Origin of the sequence: Fulvivirga maritima (genome assembly GCF_021389955.1) — a bacterium.
GTDB lineage: Bacteria > Bacteroidota > Bacteroidia > Cytophagales > Cyclobacteriaceae > Fulvivirga > Fulvivirga maritima.
In genome coordinates this window covers 5532269-5548941 of the sequence record NZ_CP089980.1, presented here as the reverse complement: position 1 = coordinate 5548941, position 16673 = coordinate 5532269, and the positions used below count along the sequence as shown (strand labels likewise).

The 16673-nt window shown below is 39.4% G+C and carries 10 protein-coding genes and 1 pseudogene; 4 read left to right on the top strand and 7 right to left on the bottom strand.

Annotation, left to right across the window (positions count from 1 at the left end):
* Window positions 1-242 precede the first annotated feature (242 nt).
* From LVD15_RS23290 to LVD15_RS23270, 5 genes and pseudogenes are all read right to left on the bottom strand, one after another.
* Window positions 243-2465 (bottom strand): S9 family peptidase, encoded by a 2223-nt coding sequence (locus LVD15_RS23290; protein ID WP_233777588.1) that lies wholly within the window; start codon window positions 2463-2465, stop codon window positions 243-245.
* 28 nt (window positions 2466-2493) lie between these two features.
* On the bottom strand, window positions 2494-3744 hold the full coding sequence (locus LVD15_RS23285; protein ID WP_233777587.1) for an NAD(P)/FAD-dependent oxidoreductase: 1251 nt from the start codon (window positions 3742-3744) through the stop codon (window positions 2494-2496).
* Window positions 3745-3754: 10 nt separating this feature from the next.
* Window positions 3755-4757, bottom strand: a pseudogene (locus LVD15_RS23280) (4-hydroxyproline epimerase).
* A gap of 123 nt (window positions 4758-4880) precedes the next feature.
* Window positions 4881-6464: an aldehyde dehydrogenase (NADP(+)) gene (locus LVD15_RS23275; protein WP_233777586.1), complete on the bottom strand. Its 1584-nt coding sequence runs from the start codon at window positions 6462-6464 to the stop codon at window positions 4881-4883.
* A gap of 16 nt (window positions 6465-6480) precedes the next feature.
* A complete protein-coding gene (locus LVD15_RS23270) occupies window positions 6481-7401 on the bottom strand; it encodes a dihydrodipicolinate synthase family protein (RefSeq protein ID WP_233777585.1) in 921 nt (306 codons plus the stop codon).
* A gap of 152 nt (window positions 7402-7553) precedes the next feature.
* Between LVD15_RS23270 and LVD15_RS23265 the strand changes: the two genes are divergently transcribed.
* The 4 genes from LVD15_RS23265 (at window position 7554) to LVD15_RS23250 (ending at window position 13350) form a co-directional block, all read left to right on the top strand.
* Window positions 7554-8423, top strand: coding sequence for an AraC family transcriptional regulator (locus LVD15_RS23265; RefSeq protein WP_233777584.1), 870 nt, complete (start codon window positions 7554-7556; stop codon window positions 8421-8423).
* 164 nt (window positions 8424-8587) lie between these two features.
* Complete coding sequence (locus tag LVD15_RS23260) at window positions 8588-9613, top strand: zinc metalloprotease (protein WP_233777583.1); 1026 nt, start codon at window positions 8588-8590, stop codon at window positions 9611-9613.
* A gap of 1667 nt (window positions 9614-11280) precedes the next feature.
* Window positions 11281-11769: a hypothetical protein gene (locus LVD15_RS23255; protein ID WP_233777582.1), complete on the top strand. Its 489-nt coding sequence runs from the start codon at window positions 11281-11283 to the stop codon at window positions 11767-11769.
* Window positions 11770-12996: 1227 nt separating this feature from the next.
* Window positions 12997-13350, top strand: a complete 354-nt coding sequence (locus tag LVD15_RS23250) for a hypothetical protein (RefSeq protein WP_233777581.1) — start codon at window positions 12997-12999, stop codon at window positions 13348-13350.
* Window positions 13351-13489: 139 nt separating this feature from the next.
* Here LVD15_RS23250 and LVD15_RS23245 read toward each other — a convergent pair whose 3' ends face one another.
* Window positions 13490-15124, bottom strand: coding sequence for a M1 family metallopeptidase (locus tag LVD15_RS23245; protein WP_233777580.1), 1635 nt, complete (start codon window positions 15122-15124; stop codon window positions 13490-13492).
* A 10-nt stretch (window positions 15125-15134) separates the two neighbouring features.
* The gene (locus tag LVD15_RS23240; RefSeq protein WP_233777579.1) at window positions 15135-16616 is read right to left on the bottom strand and encodes a sodium-dependent transporter; all 1482 of its coding nucleotides are present in this window, start codon (window positions 16614-16616) and stop codon (window positions 15135-15137) included.
* Between the last annotated feature and the right edge of the window lie 57 nt (window positions 16617-16673).

Sequence of the window (16673 nt, the reverse complement as noted above, 5' to 3'; positions counted from 1 at the left end):
CAAGAATAATGACAAATCATTGGTTTGAAGGTATACATTAATCTATTCTTTTAAGTAAGACTTTTCAAATACCAATCCATTTGGATCATCTAGTGCCTGTGTTCCATCGCTTAGGCTCTTTACTTTTTTACAATCGATCAAAAAGTAACAAAGCCGATTCACTGAGGCGAGTCGAAGATCGGTACTGATTCATAATTTATCACATCTCAACTGTTTTGATATTTTATATACAACCTCTTTTTTTACAAATTACTTTTTATAAAACTAAACATGGTTTCATAGAGATGTCTTGAAGTATTATACCCCTCATAGATGCCATGAGATCGGTTAGGGTAAGACATGAAAGAGAATACTTTATTTTGTTTAATGAGTTTATTAATAAGCACTTCTGAGTTTTGATAATGAACATTGTCATCTCCTGTACCATGAACCAATAAAAGCTTTCCTTCCAGGTTTTTAGCGAAGTTTACTGGTGAACTCTGGATGTATTCCTCAGCTTTTTCGGTTAACAATCCACAATATCTTTCCTGATAAATATTGTCATAAAGATGAATGTCCGCAACAGGAGCTACGCTGATGCCGGCTTTATAAATTTCAGGATAACGGAAAAGTGCATTGAGCGTCATAGATCCGCCGCCACTCCAGCCCCAGATGCCAATTCTGTCTTTATCAATAAACGAATATTTATCAATAAGCAGTTTGGTAACATCGGCTTGGTCTTTAGATGAAATTACGCCCAGTTTAGCATATATGCTTTTTCTCCACTCTCTACCTTTTGGTGCTGGTGTACCTCGGTTATCTATGCTCATTACAATGTAACCTTGCTGTGCTAGCATCTGATGGTAAAGGAAGTTTCTGCCGCCCCAGGCATCAAGTACTGTTTGGCCAGCAGGCTCTCCATAAACATTGAATAGCACGGGGTATTTTTTGCTTTCGTCAAAATCAGGAGGTGTGATCATGTAATAATCAAATGAAATGCCTTCCTTTTCAATGGTGAAAAACTGCTGTTCTGAGATGTTGAGTTTGGCTAGCGTATTTTTCAGGTCCTTGTTTTCTACTATCATGCGTACCTGTTTATGATCAGGTAAGGAAACTAAATTAGTTACAGGAGGCATGCCTGCTTTAGAATAAGTATGAAAAGCCCATTTTCCATTGGGGCTAATGTCATAGCTGTGTGTGCCGGGCTGGTTTTTAGGAGTGAGTCTTTCAAATTTTTTGTTGGAAGAAATCTTATTTCTATACAGGTATTTCTGGGTGGCATTATCAGGAGAAGCTTTGTAGTAAATCCAGCCATTTTTGGTATCAATAAGTTCAATATTGATAACATCAAAAGTGCCGGGAGTAAGTAAAGTCTCCTTTTTGCCATCTCTACTGACTTTGTAAACACTGTTCCAACCATTTTTTTCACTCACCCAAGTGAAATCTCTTCCTTTGTTGAAGAATAGTAGATCGTCCACTACGTTTACCCAAGTGTCATCTTTATCAGTATAAATAACCTCAGATGCTCCGCTGGCTGCGTTACACATCATTACGGTATTAATGTTTTGCTTTCTGTTCAGTCGCTGAATAAGTATTTGGTCAGAATTATCAGCCCAGTACATACGCGGGATGTAGTTATTGCTTTCGTCTTCACCTACCTTCATCCAGGTGGTTTTTTTATCAGAAAGGCTAAGCACACCCACTTTGCAAGTGGAGTTATCCATGCCTACTTTAGGGTATTGAATAGGAATGGTATAAGAGTATAAAGAATCAGTATTGTTGATCATTAAAAAGTCTTTGATAGGGCTGGCGTCTAGTTGCCAATAGGCTATTTTTTTACTGTCAGGACTCCATCTAAATCCATCTCTACAGCCAAATTCTTCTTCATAAGCCCAGTCAAAAGTACCGTTGATTATTTTCTCGGTTCCATCAAAAGTAAGCTGCGTTACTTCATTATTAGCCACAGTTTCTGTGTATAGATTGTGCTTACTAACATAAGCTACCTGGCTATCGTCAGGTGAAAATTTCGCGAACATAAGTGAAGAAGCAGGCAAGTCCTTACCTAGTTGGTTTAGAGCGCCGGTTTCCAGATCTTTAACCCAGTAATCTCCTTTTGTATTTTGCCTCCATACTCTCTTGGAGTTAGTGTAGATAAGCAACTTTGATTTATCATGAGACCACTCGTAGTTTTCAATACGCAGAGGTTCACTGGCACCTTTAGGTATTAAAGAAGCAGCACTAATGAGTACAGTTTGATCACCCGTAGCCGTATTATATTTTACTATGTCCAGGCCAGTGCCGGCTTCATTTCTTTGAAGCATAGTATAGCCATCACCTTCATCTATCCACCTTTTTTGCCCTGAATAATCAGACCGAAATTCGGCTGTTGAAAATATTTTTTCCAGGGTGATCGTGTCATCCTGTGCGTGTGCTTGCCCCACAAGAAAGCAGCAGGTAATGATGAAAGTAATGGCTCTATATATCATTTAATATTCGGTTTGTTTGATTTTAAATTTAGTTATATCTGTCTACTGCCAGTAAAGATAAATCCATGTCACTAGGCTCTTCATTGATGATTTTAGCTACAATATCACCAGTAACCGGCCCAAGAGTGATGCCTAGCATGGCATGGCCTGCAGCCACAGTAAGGTTACTAAACTTTTTAGATTTACCCACATAAGGCAGCCCATCAGGAGAGCACGGCCTGAAGCCAGACCAGGGTTTAATATCAGTAAAATTACTCTTTTTAAACTGTGGCAAAAATGAAGTAACTGTATCTATTATACCTTGCACTCTTTTGTGATTGATGGCGCTGTTCAGATCATTGATTTCCATAGTGCCAGAAAAACGCAGGCCATCCATCATTGGTGACATAGACACTTTTCCGTCGGCCAGAATAGCTGGTACTTTAGGCGTGGCAGGAGGATTATTAACGGTAAAGCTATAGCCTTTACCACCCACCATAGGCAGGCTCACTCCCAGTAACCTTAACAACTGAGAGGTTGCACTGCCTGCAGCTAAAACATAATCGTCAGCTTTTATAGTAGAAGAAGAGGTGACTAGTCCGGTGACTTCACCATTTTCTTTCTCAAAAGCTTTTATTTTAGTATTGAACATAAACTCCACGCCGTCAGCTTTTAGCACTTTCTGAAATTCTTTCAGGAAGATGTGTGGATTAATCATAGTATCGTTAGGGAAATATACCGCGCCACAGATGTTGAGGTCCAGGCCCGGGTTGAGCTTAGCCACTTCTTCTGGGGTAAGTATCTCGGCACTTTGGCCAAAACCTTTGGCTATATCTGCTGCCTCTTGCTCATGGTGTAGCTCTTTTTCTGACTGGCACAGCATAAGCAGGCCATTTCTATTATAGCCAGCATCAATTTTTTCATCTTCCAGCAGCTGTTCAGCTAATTTTTGACTGGCAGTAGTAATCTGGTGTAGAAAAGGAGCCGCTGTTTTTACTTTTTCGGCTGTAGCCGCCTTTTTAAATTTAAGTCCCCAGGAGATCAGCTCTTTGTTTAACCTGGGTTTAATGTAGAAAGGACTTTTTTCGTTTAGCATCCATTTGATACCCTGGGTAATAATACCCGGAGAGGCGAGAGGGACTACGTGGCTAGGGCATAGGAAGCCTGCATTACCTACAGAAGCTCCTCCATAACCATCGTGATCATCTATAACTATTACTTCATGACCTTTTTTGCGCAAGTAATAAGCGCTGCAGAGCCCGATCATACCGGCTCCGACTATGGCAACTTTCTTTTTCATTTCTTATTTATCAAATAACCTGGAATCCAAAGGCGTATGGATCATCATCATCTATAAGGATGGTGTTAAAGCCAGTAACTCTTGCCCAACCTTGTATGCTGGGGATGATTGCTGGCTTGCCGTCTATTTCGGTCTCTTCTTCTATTCTTCCTATAAATTGTGAGCCGATGTAGCTTTCATGGATAAATTCTTCTCCTTTTTGAAGAAGGCCTTTAGCGTACCACTGTGACATACGGGCAGAGGTGCCCGTGCCACATGGTGATCTGTCTATGGCCTTGTCTCCATAAAACACAGCATTACGAGCTGTACTTTTAGCGTCTAAGGGAGCACCAGTCCAGAGCATGTGTGATAGGCCTCTTATCGTTTCGTCTTCAGGATGAACAAAAGTGTATTTTTCGTTGATCATTTTCCTGATTACCAAACTCCAGCGTATGAGCTCTGCAGCTGCGTAATTATGTACTCCTAAAAAATTTTCCTGTTCATCTACAATAGCATAAAAATTACCACCATAGGCTACATCAAAGGTTAGTGTGCCTAGGTCTGGGGCTTCTATAGTGAGGTTTTGTGCTGCCAGATATGATTTTACATTGGTAAGTCTTACCCAGTCTACCTTCTTTCCTGTCTGCTGATATTCTACCAAAACTAATCCGGCGGGGGTTTCTAAACGCAGTCTGCCAGGAGTTTTAGGTATAATAAGGCCTTGTTCTATAGCTATGGTTACTGTACCAATAGTGCCATGGCCACACATAGGCAGGCAGCCACTGGTTTCAATAAACAATACACCTGAGTCATTTTGAGGATCAGCAGGAGGGTAGAGGATGCTTCCAGACATCATATCATGGCCTCTTGGCTCAAACATGAGTCCTTTTCTTATCCAGTCATATTCCTTCAGGAAATGTTGTCTTTTTTTCGCTCATAGTAGAGCCCTCTAGCTGAGGGCCGCCTGTTTTTACCACCCTTACCGGGTTGCCGCAGGTATGAGCATCAATGCAGATGAATTCACTTACTGCCATTTAATTTTAACGGGGTGTTAATGTCAATAATTAAAAAAAAGAGTGATAGCTATTTGGCAGATGACAAAGAAATTTCAACCTTATTATACCCAGCTATCACTCATTATCAAAACCTATATTTTATCATGCTATTTTGTCCTTAGTCCAAGCGCCATTGACTAACCTCCATATATCAAGAGGATTATCATCATGAAGCTCTTCAGGAAGAATGCTTTTAGGGGCATCCTGATAGCAAACTGGTCTTACAAATCTTTTGATGGCTCCAGTACCTACAGAGGTAAAGCGAGAATCAGTAGCCGCAGGGTACGGACCACCGTGCTGCATACTATGACACACTTCTACGCCAGTAGGGAAGCTATTGAAGATAAGTCTTCCACATAGTTCAGAGGCATCTTTAATAATTTGATCAAACTCAGCCACATCTTTCTCTGTAGCTAAGAAGGTAGTGGTAAGCTGTCCTGATAAAGAAGCAATTACTTTTTCTACTTCAGCACTATCAGCGCAGGTTACTACTAATGAAAATGGTCCGAAAACTTCGTGCTGTAGTTCAGGGTTTTTCAAGAAGTCAGCTGCCGAAACGGTGGCCACAGTAGACTGCCCTTCCAGGCCTTCTTCTGCTTCAGCTCCTTTAGCTAATACTTGTACTCCATTCTGAGAACCGGCATTTTCGGCTCCAGCTTTATAAGCTTTAGCTATGCCGCTATTTAACATAGCAGTAGCTTGCATGCTTTCGGTTTCTTTGGCTAGGGTGCTAATGTAAGTGCTGAGTGCATCTGACTCAATACCTATGATAAGGCCTGGATTAGTACAAAACTGACCTACACCCATGTTAATAGAGCCCGCTGTAGCTTTAGCTAAACCTTCAGGATCAGCTGCTACTTTATCTGGCATTACAAAAACAGGGTTGATGCTTCCCATTTCTGCAAATACCGGAATGGGGTTTTCTCTTTCGTTAGCCAGGTCATATAGCGCTTTACCCCCTTTGAATGAACCTGTAAAGGCTACAGATTTAGCTTTAGGGTGTTGCACTAATTGCTTACCTATTTCATATCCATTTCCTGTAAGGCTACTGAAAACACCGTCAGGCATTCCTGTTTTTTCTGCAGCTCGGGCTATGGCATCAGAAACCATCTCGTTAGTACCTAAATGAGATTCGTGAGCTTTTACGATCACAGGGTTTCCTGCGGCCAGCGCCGAAGAGGTATCTCCACCTGCAGTAGAGAATGCCAATGGAAAGTTACTGGCAGTAAAAACTACTACTGGCCCTACAGGTCTAAGCATTTTTCTCAAGTCTGCACGAGGTAAAGGTTCCCTGTCTGGCATAGCAGGCTCTATACTGGCTTCTACCCAAGAGCCGTCTCTAAGTAGTGTGGCAAACATTTTAAGCTGCCCCATGGTTCTCCCTCTTTCTCCTCTTATGCGTCCTTCTGGTAATGCAGACTCGAGGCAGGCTCTTTCTATAAGCGCATCTCCAAGGGCTAATATTTCATCAGCTATGGCATCAAGAAAATCAGCTTTCTTAGCTGCGCTGACGTATTTATAAGCACCAAATGCCTTTTCGGCTTGCTCCAGTGCCGCATTTACTTCATCTTGTCCGGCTACATCGAATTTTTCAGGCAAGGATTCTTTAGTGATAGGACTAAAAGCTTTAACAGTGCCGAGTTCGGTCTCTAAAAGGTTATATCCTATTCTGTTTTTTCCGTGCATATTTGATTTTTTTAAATTATATTTCTATTTTCTTGTAATTAGGCAGGGTAGGTCTGCAAGCAAGGCTATCTTCTATTACCTTGATCACTTCTTCTCTACGCTTACCTCTTAGTATAAGGCGTGGAGCTCTTACATTTTCAGAACCTATGCCTGTATATACCTCTGCCAATTTAATATTTTGTACCAACTGAGCATCTATATCTAACTCAGAAAGTGGCATGAACCATCTGTATATCTCTAAAGCCTCTTCTATACGACCAGCTTTTGCTAGTTTGTAAATGGCTACTGTTTCTTCAGGGAAAGCGCAAACAAGACCAGCTACTAAACCGTCAGCACCCATAAGTAGTGCTTCCAAAGCCAGGGTATCTACTCCACCTAATATTTTAAACCTATCACCAAATTTATTTCTCATACGAGTGATGTTGGTGATGTCTCTGGTTGATTCTTTGATTGCCTGAATATTGCTGCATTCTTTGAGCTCATCTAGCATATCTAAAGTGATCAATATTTTATAATCAACAGGGTTGTTATAAAGCATGATAGGCAGTGAAGTGGCATTAGCTACAGCTTTGAAATATTCTACTGTTTCATAATCAGTAGCTTTATATCTCATAGGAGGGAGTAACATTAACCCGTGTGCTCCGTGCTCTTCGGCCATTTGCGCCTGACGGATAGCTTCTTTTGTAGTTTGCTCCGCAATGTTTAGAAGGACAGGTATGGTGTGTCCTACAGTTTCCAGAGAAGATTTTATAAGCGTTTTCTTTTCTTCATCAGTAAGCGCAGTGGCTTCTCCAAGAGTTCCGCCTATGATCAAGCCTTCGATACCTGCTTCTAGTTGAAATTTAAGATTCTTTTCGAATAAAGGTAAGTCTAGTTCGTCGTTGTCGGTAAACTTGGTAGTTATTGCAGGATAAATCCCTGTCCATGTAACTTTCATCTATTATCGGATTAGTTATTAATTTTTTACAAATGTAGTTTTATCTATGCCCGGAATTTTTCAGTATTTTGACTAAATAAGGTACTATATTAGCTTTGGTGTGGCTTTTATAAGTTAAAATAGGTATATATTACAACTAAATTCAATTTCTCATGAAAGTTCTACCCTTTAAGATACCTAGAAACAATGCTGAAATGATCATGGTGCAACATGATCAGGAGAGCCATATATATCATATTTTACACCAGCACCCTGAGCTGCAGCTGACTCTTATTAGGAAGAGCTTTGGCACTGCTGTAATAGGAGGTCATATAGGGGAATTTGAAGAAGGAGATGTTTTTATAATAGGATCTAATGTGCCTCATGTGTTTAGGAATGATGAATCATTTTATGAAAACACTGATCTTATAGAGGCAGATGTAATTTATGTTTTTCTTGACGAGCTGATGCCTGATAATGCTATGTTAAACTATCAGCTGGTGCAGGATCTTTTTGTGGCGGCTAAGCAGGGCATAAAATTAAAAGGAGATCTGAAAGAAAAGGTAGGTAGAGGTATAGAGAGATTATTACAGGTAAAAGGTTTAGAAAGACTCATACAGGTGCTTAGCATAATTGATATGCTGGCTGATGAAGAAAATATGATGCTCCTCAACCAGGAGATTATTAAACAATCTATTGATGAAAATGATGGTAAAAGACTCAATGATGTAATACAATTTACATTTGAGAACTATGCCGAAAAGATAACATTGGAGCAAGTAGCCGAAATTGCCAACATGGTTCCTTCTGCTTTTTGTAGATTTTTTAAACAGAGAACACGAAAAACGTATTTCGATTTTCTCAATGAAATTAGAATAAGGCATGCCTGTAGGTTACTGCTCAACAAGGATATGACCATTGTTAAAATTTGCTTTTTGTCTGGATTTAATAACCTATCCTATTTTAATAGAAAGTTTAAACAGATGACAGGTTACTCCCCATTAAAGTATCATAACGCCTTAAAAGGGGTCAATAAAAAGTGATATTCTAATATATCATTGAAATATACCTATCAAGGTAATGTATTATGTGATTTTAGCTTTTATTTTAATTATTTCTCTTTCAATTGTAATATAAACCGGTTATATTGAAGATAATATTGCACTAAGTATTTAGTAATATATTAATCGACTTAAACCGTATTTAAATGAGAACTAGAAACAACTTAATTTTATTGGCTCTATTATTATGTGCACTCGCATCGTGCCAGGAGCCGGAATCAGCAAAGGATACTGATCAGGAAATGGTAAAAAGTGAGGATCAACTGAGCCTGACTATACCTCAAAAATTATTAGACTACCGGTCAGCACATCCTAAAAACGCAAGACAAAGTGGGATTTCTGATGAAGAAGAAATCAAAATAATGATGAACGAAACCGTTTTTAAAGAAGGAAATATAAAAGTGGAAGAAGTGAGTCTATATAGATATGTAGATCGTTATGATTCAGTGACTACTCTTGACAGTCAATTTCAAAGTACTATACCCTCTCGCTGGGTGCCTGGAGATACTCGCCGTGACTGGAATGGTGACGGGGATTTGGATGATATCGATTGGTCTTCATTTACTCCTTATGCCGTGGCTAACGGAAGTATAGATGTAGAGCCTATTTACTCTGCTATGTTTGATAAATGGGAGAATGATGGATATTGTACCACAGTAGCTATAGATGAGGTACCATATAGTTTAGATATGGGTAACCCAAGTCAGATCCTAGGTTTTGGTTTACCAGACAATGGTCCTTATGTAGATATTTCTGTAGTAGGTTATTTACCATCTTACATATTTGAGCTTTTGTTAGGAGCTGAGAACATCTTAGGGGTAACCTTTTCATTTACTTTTGTAGATGAAGATGGTAATCCCACCAGTACAACCAGAGGAAAAACAGATAAAGCATTTGCTGAAATTTGGTTTAACGATGGTTTCGCCTGGTCTGAAGGTGTTACTCCAGGAGCTATAGATATTGAATCTGTAGTTTTGCATGAATTTGGTCATTCATTAAATTTAGGACACTTCGGTATCTTACAAGCTATGTATGAAAATGGCGTGCGTGAATTGGTTTACCAACCAGTGAACACTATGAATGCCAGTTACATAGGAGAAGATAGAAGTTTCTTAGGCGAAAACGATAAAGGTAACTACTGCGAAGCTTGGGGTAGCTGGCCTTGGAACTAAATAATTAATCTTTAATAAATACTTGTGCAATTGATTAGGAGCCACCTTGGAGACAAGGTGGTTTTTTTATGTTGAATACACATCTATATATTCATCAAGCATAGGCTTTTCAAACATCTGCTGGCTTTAAGAAGCCACTGCCTACATTCCATAGCTGAGGTTCCTTACTTTTTTACAATCGATCAAAAAAGTAACAAAAAACTCTCTCTTGCTGCGAGGGCTTCCGCTCGCTGAAACATTCCATAGTAATGAACTGCCACTAAGGACTTGAGGATAGCCTGTTTTTCAACCCTATTTCACCTCACGACGGTACAGCAAGATAACGTATTGGCCAAAATGAACTGGTTATTGCGAATGCAGCGAAGCGGAATGAAGCAATCTCGAAGTTACTACTACAGTCCATTGCAGTCCGCTTTCCATAGTTCCGAGATTACTTCATCATAACTTCCTCGTAATCACCAGATAGGATAGGGCGTCATTCCTGAATCATGAAGCAATAGCGGAATGATATCAGGAATCTTGCTGATCAGCCATCACTACCTGAGCAGTGAGATCCCGGCTCTTCACTTCGTTGCGGCCCGGAATGACGGTTTTTCTGAAGACCTCCTCTCAATAATTTTAAAAAAAGTCGATTGTCATTTTGACGAAAGGAAAGATCTATGTATTGAATTAGCATAGGCTTTTCAAAGATCTGCTGGCTTTAAGAAGCCACTGCCTGCATTCCATAGTCCCGAGATTACTTCATCATAACTTCCTCGTAATCACTAGATAGGGTAGGGCGTCATTCCTGAATCATGTAGCATAGCGGAATGATATCAGGAATCTTGCTGATCAGCCAGCACTACCTGAGCAGTGAGATCCCGGCTCTTCACTTCGTTACGGCCCGGGATGACGGTTTTTATATAGACCTCCTCTCAATAATTTTAAAAAAAGTCGATTGTCATTTTGACGAAAGGAGAGATCTATGTATTGAATTAACATAGGCTTTTCAGAGAACAGCCAACTTGTTGACACACAGTTTACATTCCATAGTTTGTGTTCCTTACTTTTTTACAATCGATCAAAAAAGTAACAAAAAACTCTTTCTTGCTGTGAGGTCTTCCGCTCGCTGAAGCATTCCATAGTAATGAACTGCCACTAAGGACTTGAGGATAGCCTGTTTTTCAACCCTATTTCATCACACGACGGTGCAGCAATAACGTACTAACCAAAATGAACTGGTAATTACGAACGAAACGAAGTGCAGTGAAGCAATCTAGATGTTACTACTACAGTCCATTGCAGCATGCATTCCATAGTCCCGAGATTACTTCATCATAACTTCCTCGTAATTAATCGGTGGATTTATATATTACCGCCAGATAAAAATGGATTATGGTGGATGTATCTCTATTTATGAAGTAATGTTTTTTTGTTGAGTTTAGGTATTACTATCTGGCGGTTCTGTGTTGAGTTTATAAAAAATTGGAAGGATGCAGATTAAGCTATACTCCTTTTAATAGTTGAGTAGCAATGGCTCTGTTTGACATATGAATTAATATTCACGATAGAGGTATACATGGATTTAATTCAGTAATGGCTTACGGTATTTTTGATAAATAGATAATCATTGCTTTTGATATAGGTGTAGTTTAACAGACTCAATTGAATTAGTTAATTTGAATGATATGATTAGAGTATTGTTGTTTTGTGGTATAATTTTTTTACTGAGCTGTAACAATTCCGAACAGCAGGATGAAGAAAAGCAATATGACGTTGGGGAGATTGAAAGTGATCAAGTAGGAAGAACATACAGCTATTTAAGACCTGTTAAATCAAATTATGTAAATACTATATTTAATAATACTACATACAGAACTAAGCTGTTTTTCAATCAAGACAGTTTGATTCTCTTAGCTAAAAAAAATGGCATACAGAATTATATGGATGTAAAGTATACCTTTTTATATAAGGGTGCACAGGTGTACGAAGAACCACGACTTAATAATGATACCGCTTTTGTTGAGCTAGATATTGAAGTGCCGGAGTTGCCAAGAGATAGTATTGAGGAATTTAAGTGGGTATATCAGTTTAGAATCAAATGGAAAAGTGATACATCGCATGACTATGACTCCACCTTTTCAGTGGAGGAGGTGTTTTATGTGAAGGGAAGATAACGTTAATTGTTTTTCCTGATCTCTGAATTTGTATATTCGACTCATTTGCATGGGGTACCTTTATCAATTGAGTACCGGTCAAATTTATAATTTAGAGGTGCAATGGGATGTATGCACCAGGTTTTCTAATAGCCTTGCACCAGTTGGTATTGTCAATTTTCATAATTATAGATCATTTCTTCATAAAAACTATAATGATTTTTCTTAATGAATGCGTATGCTTCTTGTAAATCTATTTCTTTCATAATGTAAATTTTTTCTAATAATGATTTAATCCCTCCAGTTGTATGTAGTCTGTGACTACTAACTTTCAAATGATCACTAGTGTCTCAGACACGGTATTAAAACCATTTTTCTGCTCACTCAGCGGTACTGATCATTAAGATCCCGGCTCTCCACTTCGTTACGGCCGGGATGACGGTTTGATGTTGGTTTATCCTTTGAAAACTGGTTATTGCGAATGCAGCGAAGCGGAATGAAGCAATCTCGAAGTTACTACCACAGTCCATTGCAGCCTGCATTCTATAGTCCCGAGATTACTTCATCATAACTTCCTCGTAATCAACAGGTAGGATAGGGCGTCATTCCTGAATCATGAAGCAATAGCGGAATGATATCAGGAATCTTGCTGATCAGCCAGCACTACCCGAGCAGTGAGATCCCGGCTCTCCACTTCGTTACGGCCGGGATGACGGTTTGATGTTGGTTTATCCTTTGAAAACTGGTTATTGCGAATGCAGCGAAGCGGAATGAAGCAATCTCGAAGTTACTAATACAGTCTATTGCAGCTTGCATTCCATAGTTCCGAGATTACTTCGTCATGTCTTCCTCGTAATTACCAGGTAAAAAAAAGACGTCATTCCTGAATTATGAAGCAATAGCGGAATGATATCAGGAATCTTTCTGCTCGGCCATCAGTACTGATCGCTGAGCCCCCAACTCTTCACTTCATTCCGTCCAGGATTATGATACTCGTATTATAAGTAAAATGGTACTTTCCTAATGTGTAATTGGTTTTAGTGATTCTATAATTTGAGTGTGATTCTGAATGTATTTTATTTTCACTGGTCACTTTGTACAGGTGGATCGTATTGATTAATTTTCAGCGCTAAAAATTGAAAAGATGTCGCCGGGCTATAAGGTTTGTTAGTTTGATCTTAACGGGCCTTATAATTAAAAAGGCGGTGCAAAATGAGTATAGAATATTAATAAAGTAGATGATTTTATATGGTAGGAAGTACAATTATTAAGGTGGATGATGCCAGTGCTGTTTCTGATATGACATTTGATGACATGATGGAAGCAGCTATACTTCCAAAAGTAGAACTTGACGTTTTACTTACATTGGATTTTGAAATTATGGCAAGTGATGTGGAAGAACGGTGGAGCGGAGGGCAACCTTTACTCTTTGATGCAGATGGTGGATTTGTTATACTCCCTATAAAAGAAGCTGGACTAAAGGCAGTGATCAGTCAGAAGGAAGAGGAGACAGAACTTGAAAAAAGAGATGATCTGGAAAAGCTGGCTGAGTTTGTTAAAAATCATGGTTTTAAAAACCTATACGAAGCGGCTACTTTTTGAAAAATAGAATAAGGCGGTCTTAAAAGTTATCACTGGTGAATATCACTTGGTTCTCTAAATGTCTTTCTATTCAAAATAGCAAAGATTTCGAGTGACTTCAATCTGATCAGAAATTTACTTTTAAGACTGCCTCATTGTCTTAATAATCAGTTATTTTAAGAATTCCTGCATATATGTTAGGATCCATTTCTAAATGCTCAAAAGGGGTGCTCATATCTATATTGCCCCATTCTTTTGTTGGTTTAATCCAAACTTCTTTTCCATCTAGCAAAACTCTGGCTGGTAAATCAAATCCAGTAACAGCATTACCCCACCTGAAAAAGAATTGCCCGTCTTTTTGATAATATTCTAAAGTCGGAATTTTAGTGTCTCGAAGGTATTGATCGAAGAATGGTTTTAATTCCATTCCGCTTTTTTCGCTGATATAATTTTCTATTTGGCTTGTCTCTACTGTTTGGTGATAGAAGGTTTCATTCAGTCCTCTTAAGATAGAACGCCAAACTTTGTCATCGTTAATCACCGTGCGGAGTGTGTTGAGCATATTTCCTCCTTTAGGATACATATCTCCACTTCCTTTAGCGTTAACACCATAGTCAGCTATGATGGGCTTGTCATTAGAAATGCCTCTTCTGTTTCCTCTCACATAGGCCTGCGCTGCCTCTTTACCATAGAAGTATTCGATGAAAAGGCTTTCTGAATAATTGGTGAAGCTTTCGTGTATCCACATATCAGCCATGTCTTTGTAGGTGATGCTGTTTGCAAACCACTCATGACCTGATTCATGAATAATGATGAAGTCGAATTTCAAACCATAGCCAGTGCCGCTGGCATCTTTGCCACGGTATCCGTTAGCATATCGGTTGCCATAAGTTACTGCACTCTGGTGTTCCATGCCGGTGCTGGGTACCTCTACCAGTTTGTAACCGTCTTCATAAAAAGGGTAGGGGCCATACCAGTATTCGAAAGCTTCCATCATTCTTGGAGCATCTTTAAACTGTTTTTTAGCCTTTTTAAAATTATACGGGAGCACATAGTAGTCCATATCCAAGTCTCCTTTTTCTCCCTTATACACTTCAGAGAAGTGCTTATAATTAGCTATGTTAATGCTTACCGCGTAGTTATTGAGCGGGTTGCTCACAAACCAGTGGTAAGTGGTAGTACCATCTTTTAGCTTGTCTGTTTTAATTAATCGGCCATTGGAAACATCCATCAGGTCCTTAGGTACATTTACACTCATGAGCAAGCTGTCCGGCTCATCATACATGTGGTCCTTATTAGGCCACCAGATGCTGGCTCCGATGCCCTGGCAGTTGGTATGAATAAAATCATTACCTTCCTCATCTTTATCCCACGAAATACCTCCGTCCCAGGGTGGTCTAATGGCAATCTGAGGGCGCCCGCCATAATAAACTACTACACTTTTAAAATCACCTTTTTTCTGTGTTTCCTTTAAGGTGATAAAATGTGCGTTGCCATTATGTTTTACCGGTAACTCATTGCCTGCCTCATCTACCACTTTCTTTATTTTTAGTGGGGCTTGCAGGTCTATTTGCATAACCTGGTAGGGTTTGAGTACTTTATAGGCAACAGTAACACTACCATTGATGCTGCTATCAGCAGGGGTTACTTTAATGTCTAAATGATAATATTTTAAATCCCACCAGGCTCTTTCCAGCGTTATGGTTCCTCGTAGTGAGTCCTGATGAGTGTAGCTTTGCGAGAAAGCACATATACTGATAAATGAAAATATGAGGAATAATAAGTTTTTCTTCATGTAAAATACGTTAAACAACTTTCTTATTTATTTTTTTATTTAGTAAAAACAATGCTGTAATGATTAAAACCCATTGAACAATGCAGGTCATTAAGCTGTAAGATTCAAGGGGGTTATACCACTGATCTACCTGAGCGGCATCGGCCAGAAACCAAACAATGAGTACCAGACCGGCTACAGGTATAAAAAATTTCAAGATATACTTCCATATCACATTGATAGACCAATCAGAATTGGCAAATTGGTTTTCTTCATTTCTAATAGTATCAAGGCCATAAACAATGAGCACTATGGCAAAGAATACGCCGGATACCAATAGAGCAACACCCCAAACAAAGTCCTGGTTAGTTAAAATATCCAGATTAATAGCTGAGGGTATTCCTAGTACATAACTGATAGCGCCTACTATAAAAAGCGCTTTCGGACGTGTAACGCCGCAATCTATAACTATACGCGTGGGTAGTTCTAGCTGAGCGATTAATGATGAAAAGCCTGCAAAGGTTAAGCCCATAAAAAATAGAACAGCTAAAACCGGCCCGCCAAACATTTTAGCGAATAGCTGCGGCATCCATATAAAAGTAAGTCCGGTAGAAGCCGGGCCACTGGTTTTTACAATATTGAGTACTTCCCCTCTGCTCATGCCGCCTTCATTACTCAGTATGGCGAATACTGTCCCGAAAATGATCATGGCTGATAGTAGCGAAATGGTATTGTTTCCGAGCCCTGTGAAAAAGGCATTTTTAACTATTCCCTGGCTTTTATTCATATAAGCAGCATAGGTGAGAAACATGCCCCAGCCGGCGCCGGTATCCCACGCATTTTGAGTTAAGGCTTCTATCCATATTCTGGGAGAGGTTAACTGTGACCAGTTAGGGGTAAACAGGTAAGCAATGCCTTCAGTGGCGCCCTCTAAGGTAAGCGCTCTTACCAGGCAACCTAGTATGATTACTAACAGGCTGGGAATAAGGAATTTATTAATCTTTTCTATAGAAGAAACCCCTTTCCATATGGCTAAACAACCAACTATTAAAGCAATAGCATGTGTTACCAAAGGCCAAACGCTATTTTGGTAGCTATCCCAAATATGCATGGCACTTTGGGTGTTTAGTGGCAAAGGTTCTATGATCATGTATATAAAGTAGTAAATACACCAGCCTACTATTACAGAATAGAAGAAGGTGATGGCAGTGGCTACAAAAGCCATGAAAGCGCCCATCCAGGTAAGCTTGCCTTCTGTGGCGTTTTTAAATGCACCCACAAGGCCTAATCGGAATTTTCTACCAATGGCATATTCGCCTATTATAAGTGGTATACTCCACATGAATAGAAATATAATCCAGGCAAAAATGAATGCTCCGGCTCCTTCTGTGGTTCCGTTTTGTGCTACAATTCTGGGAAAGCGCCAGATGTTGCCTGTGCCTATGGCTATACCTAAAACACTGAGTAAAAATGCAAGTTTTGAAGAAAATCTTTGGTTGGATGTTTTGTTCATAATTTGGTTTAGTGTAGACAATGGTGATACTGCACAATGCAGCATAAAGAGTGTAAT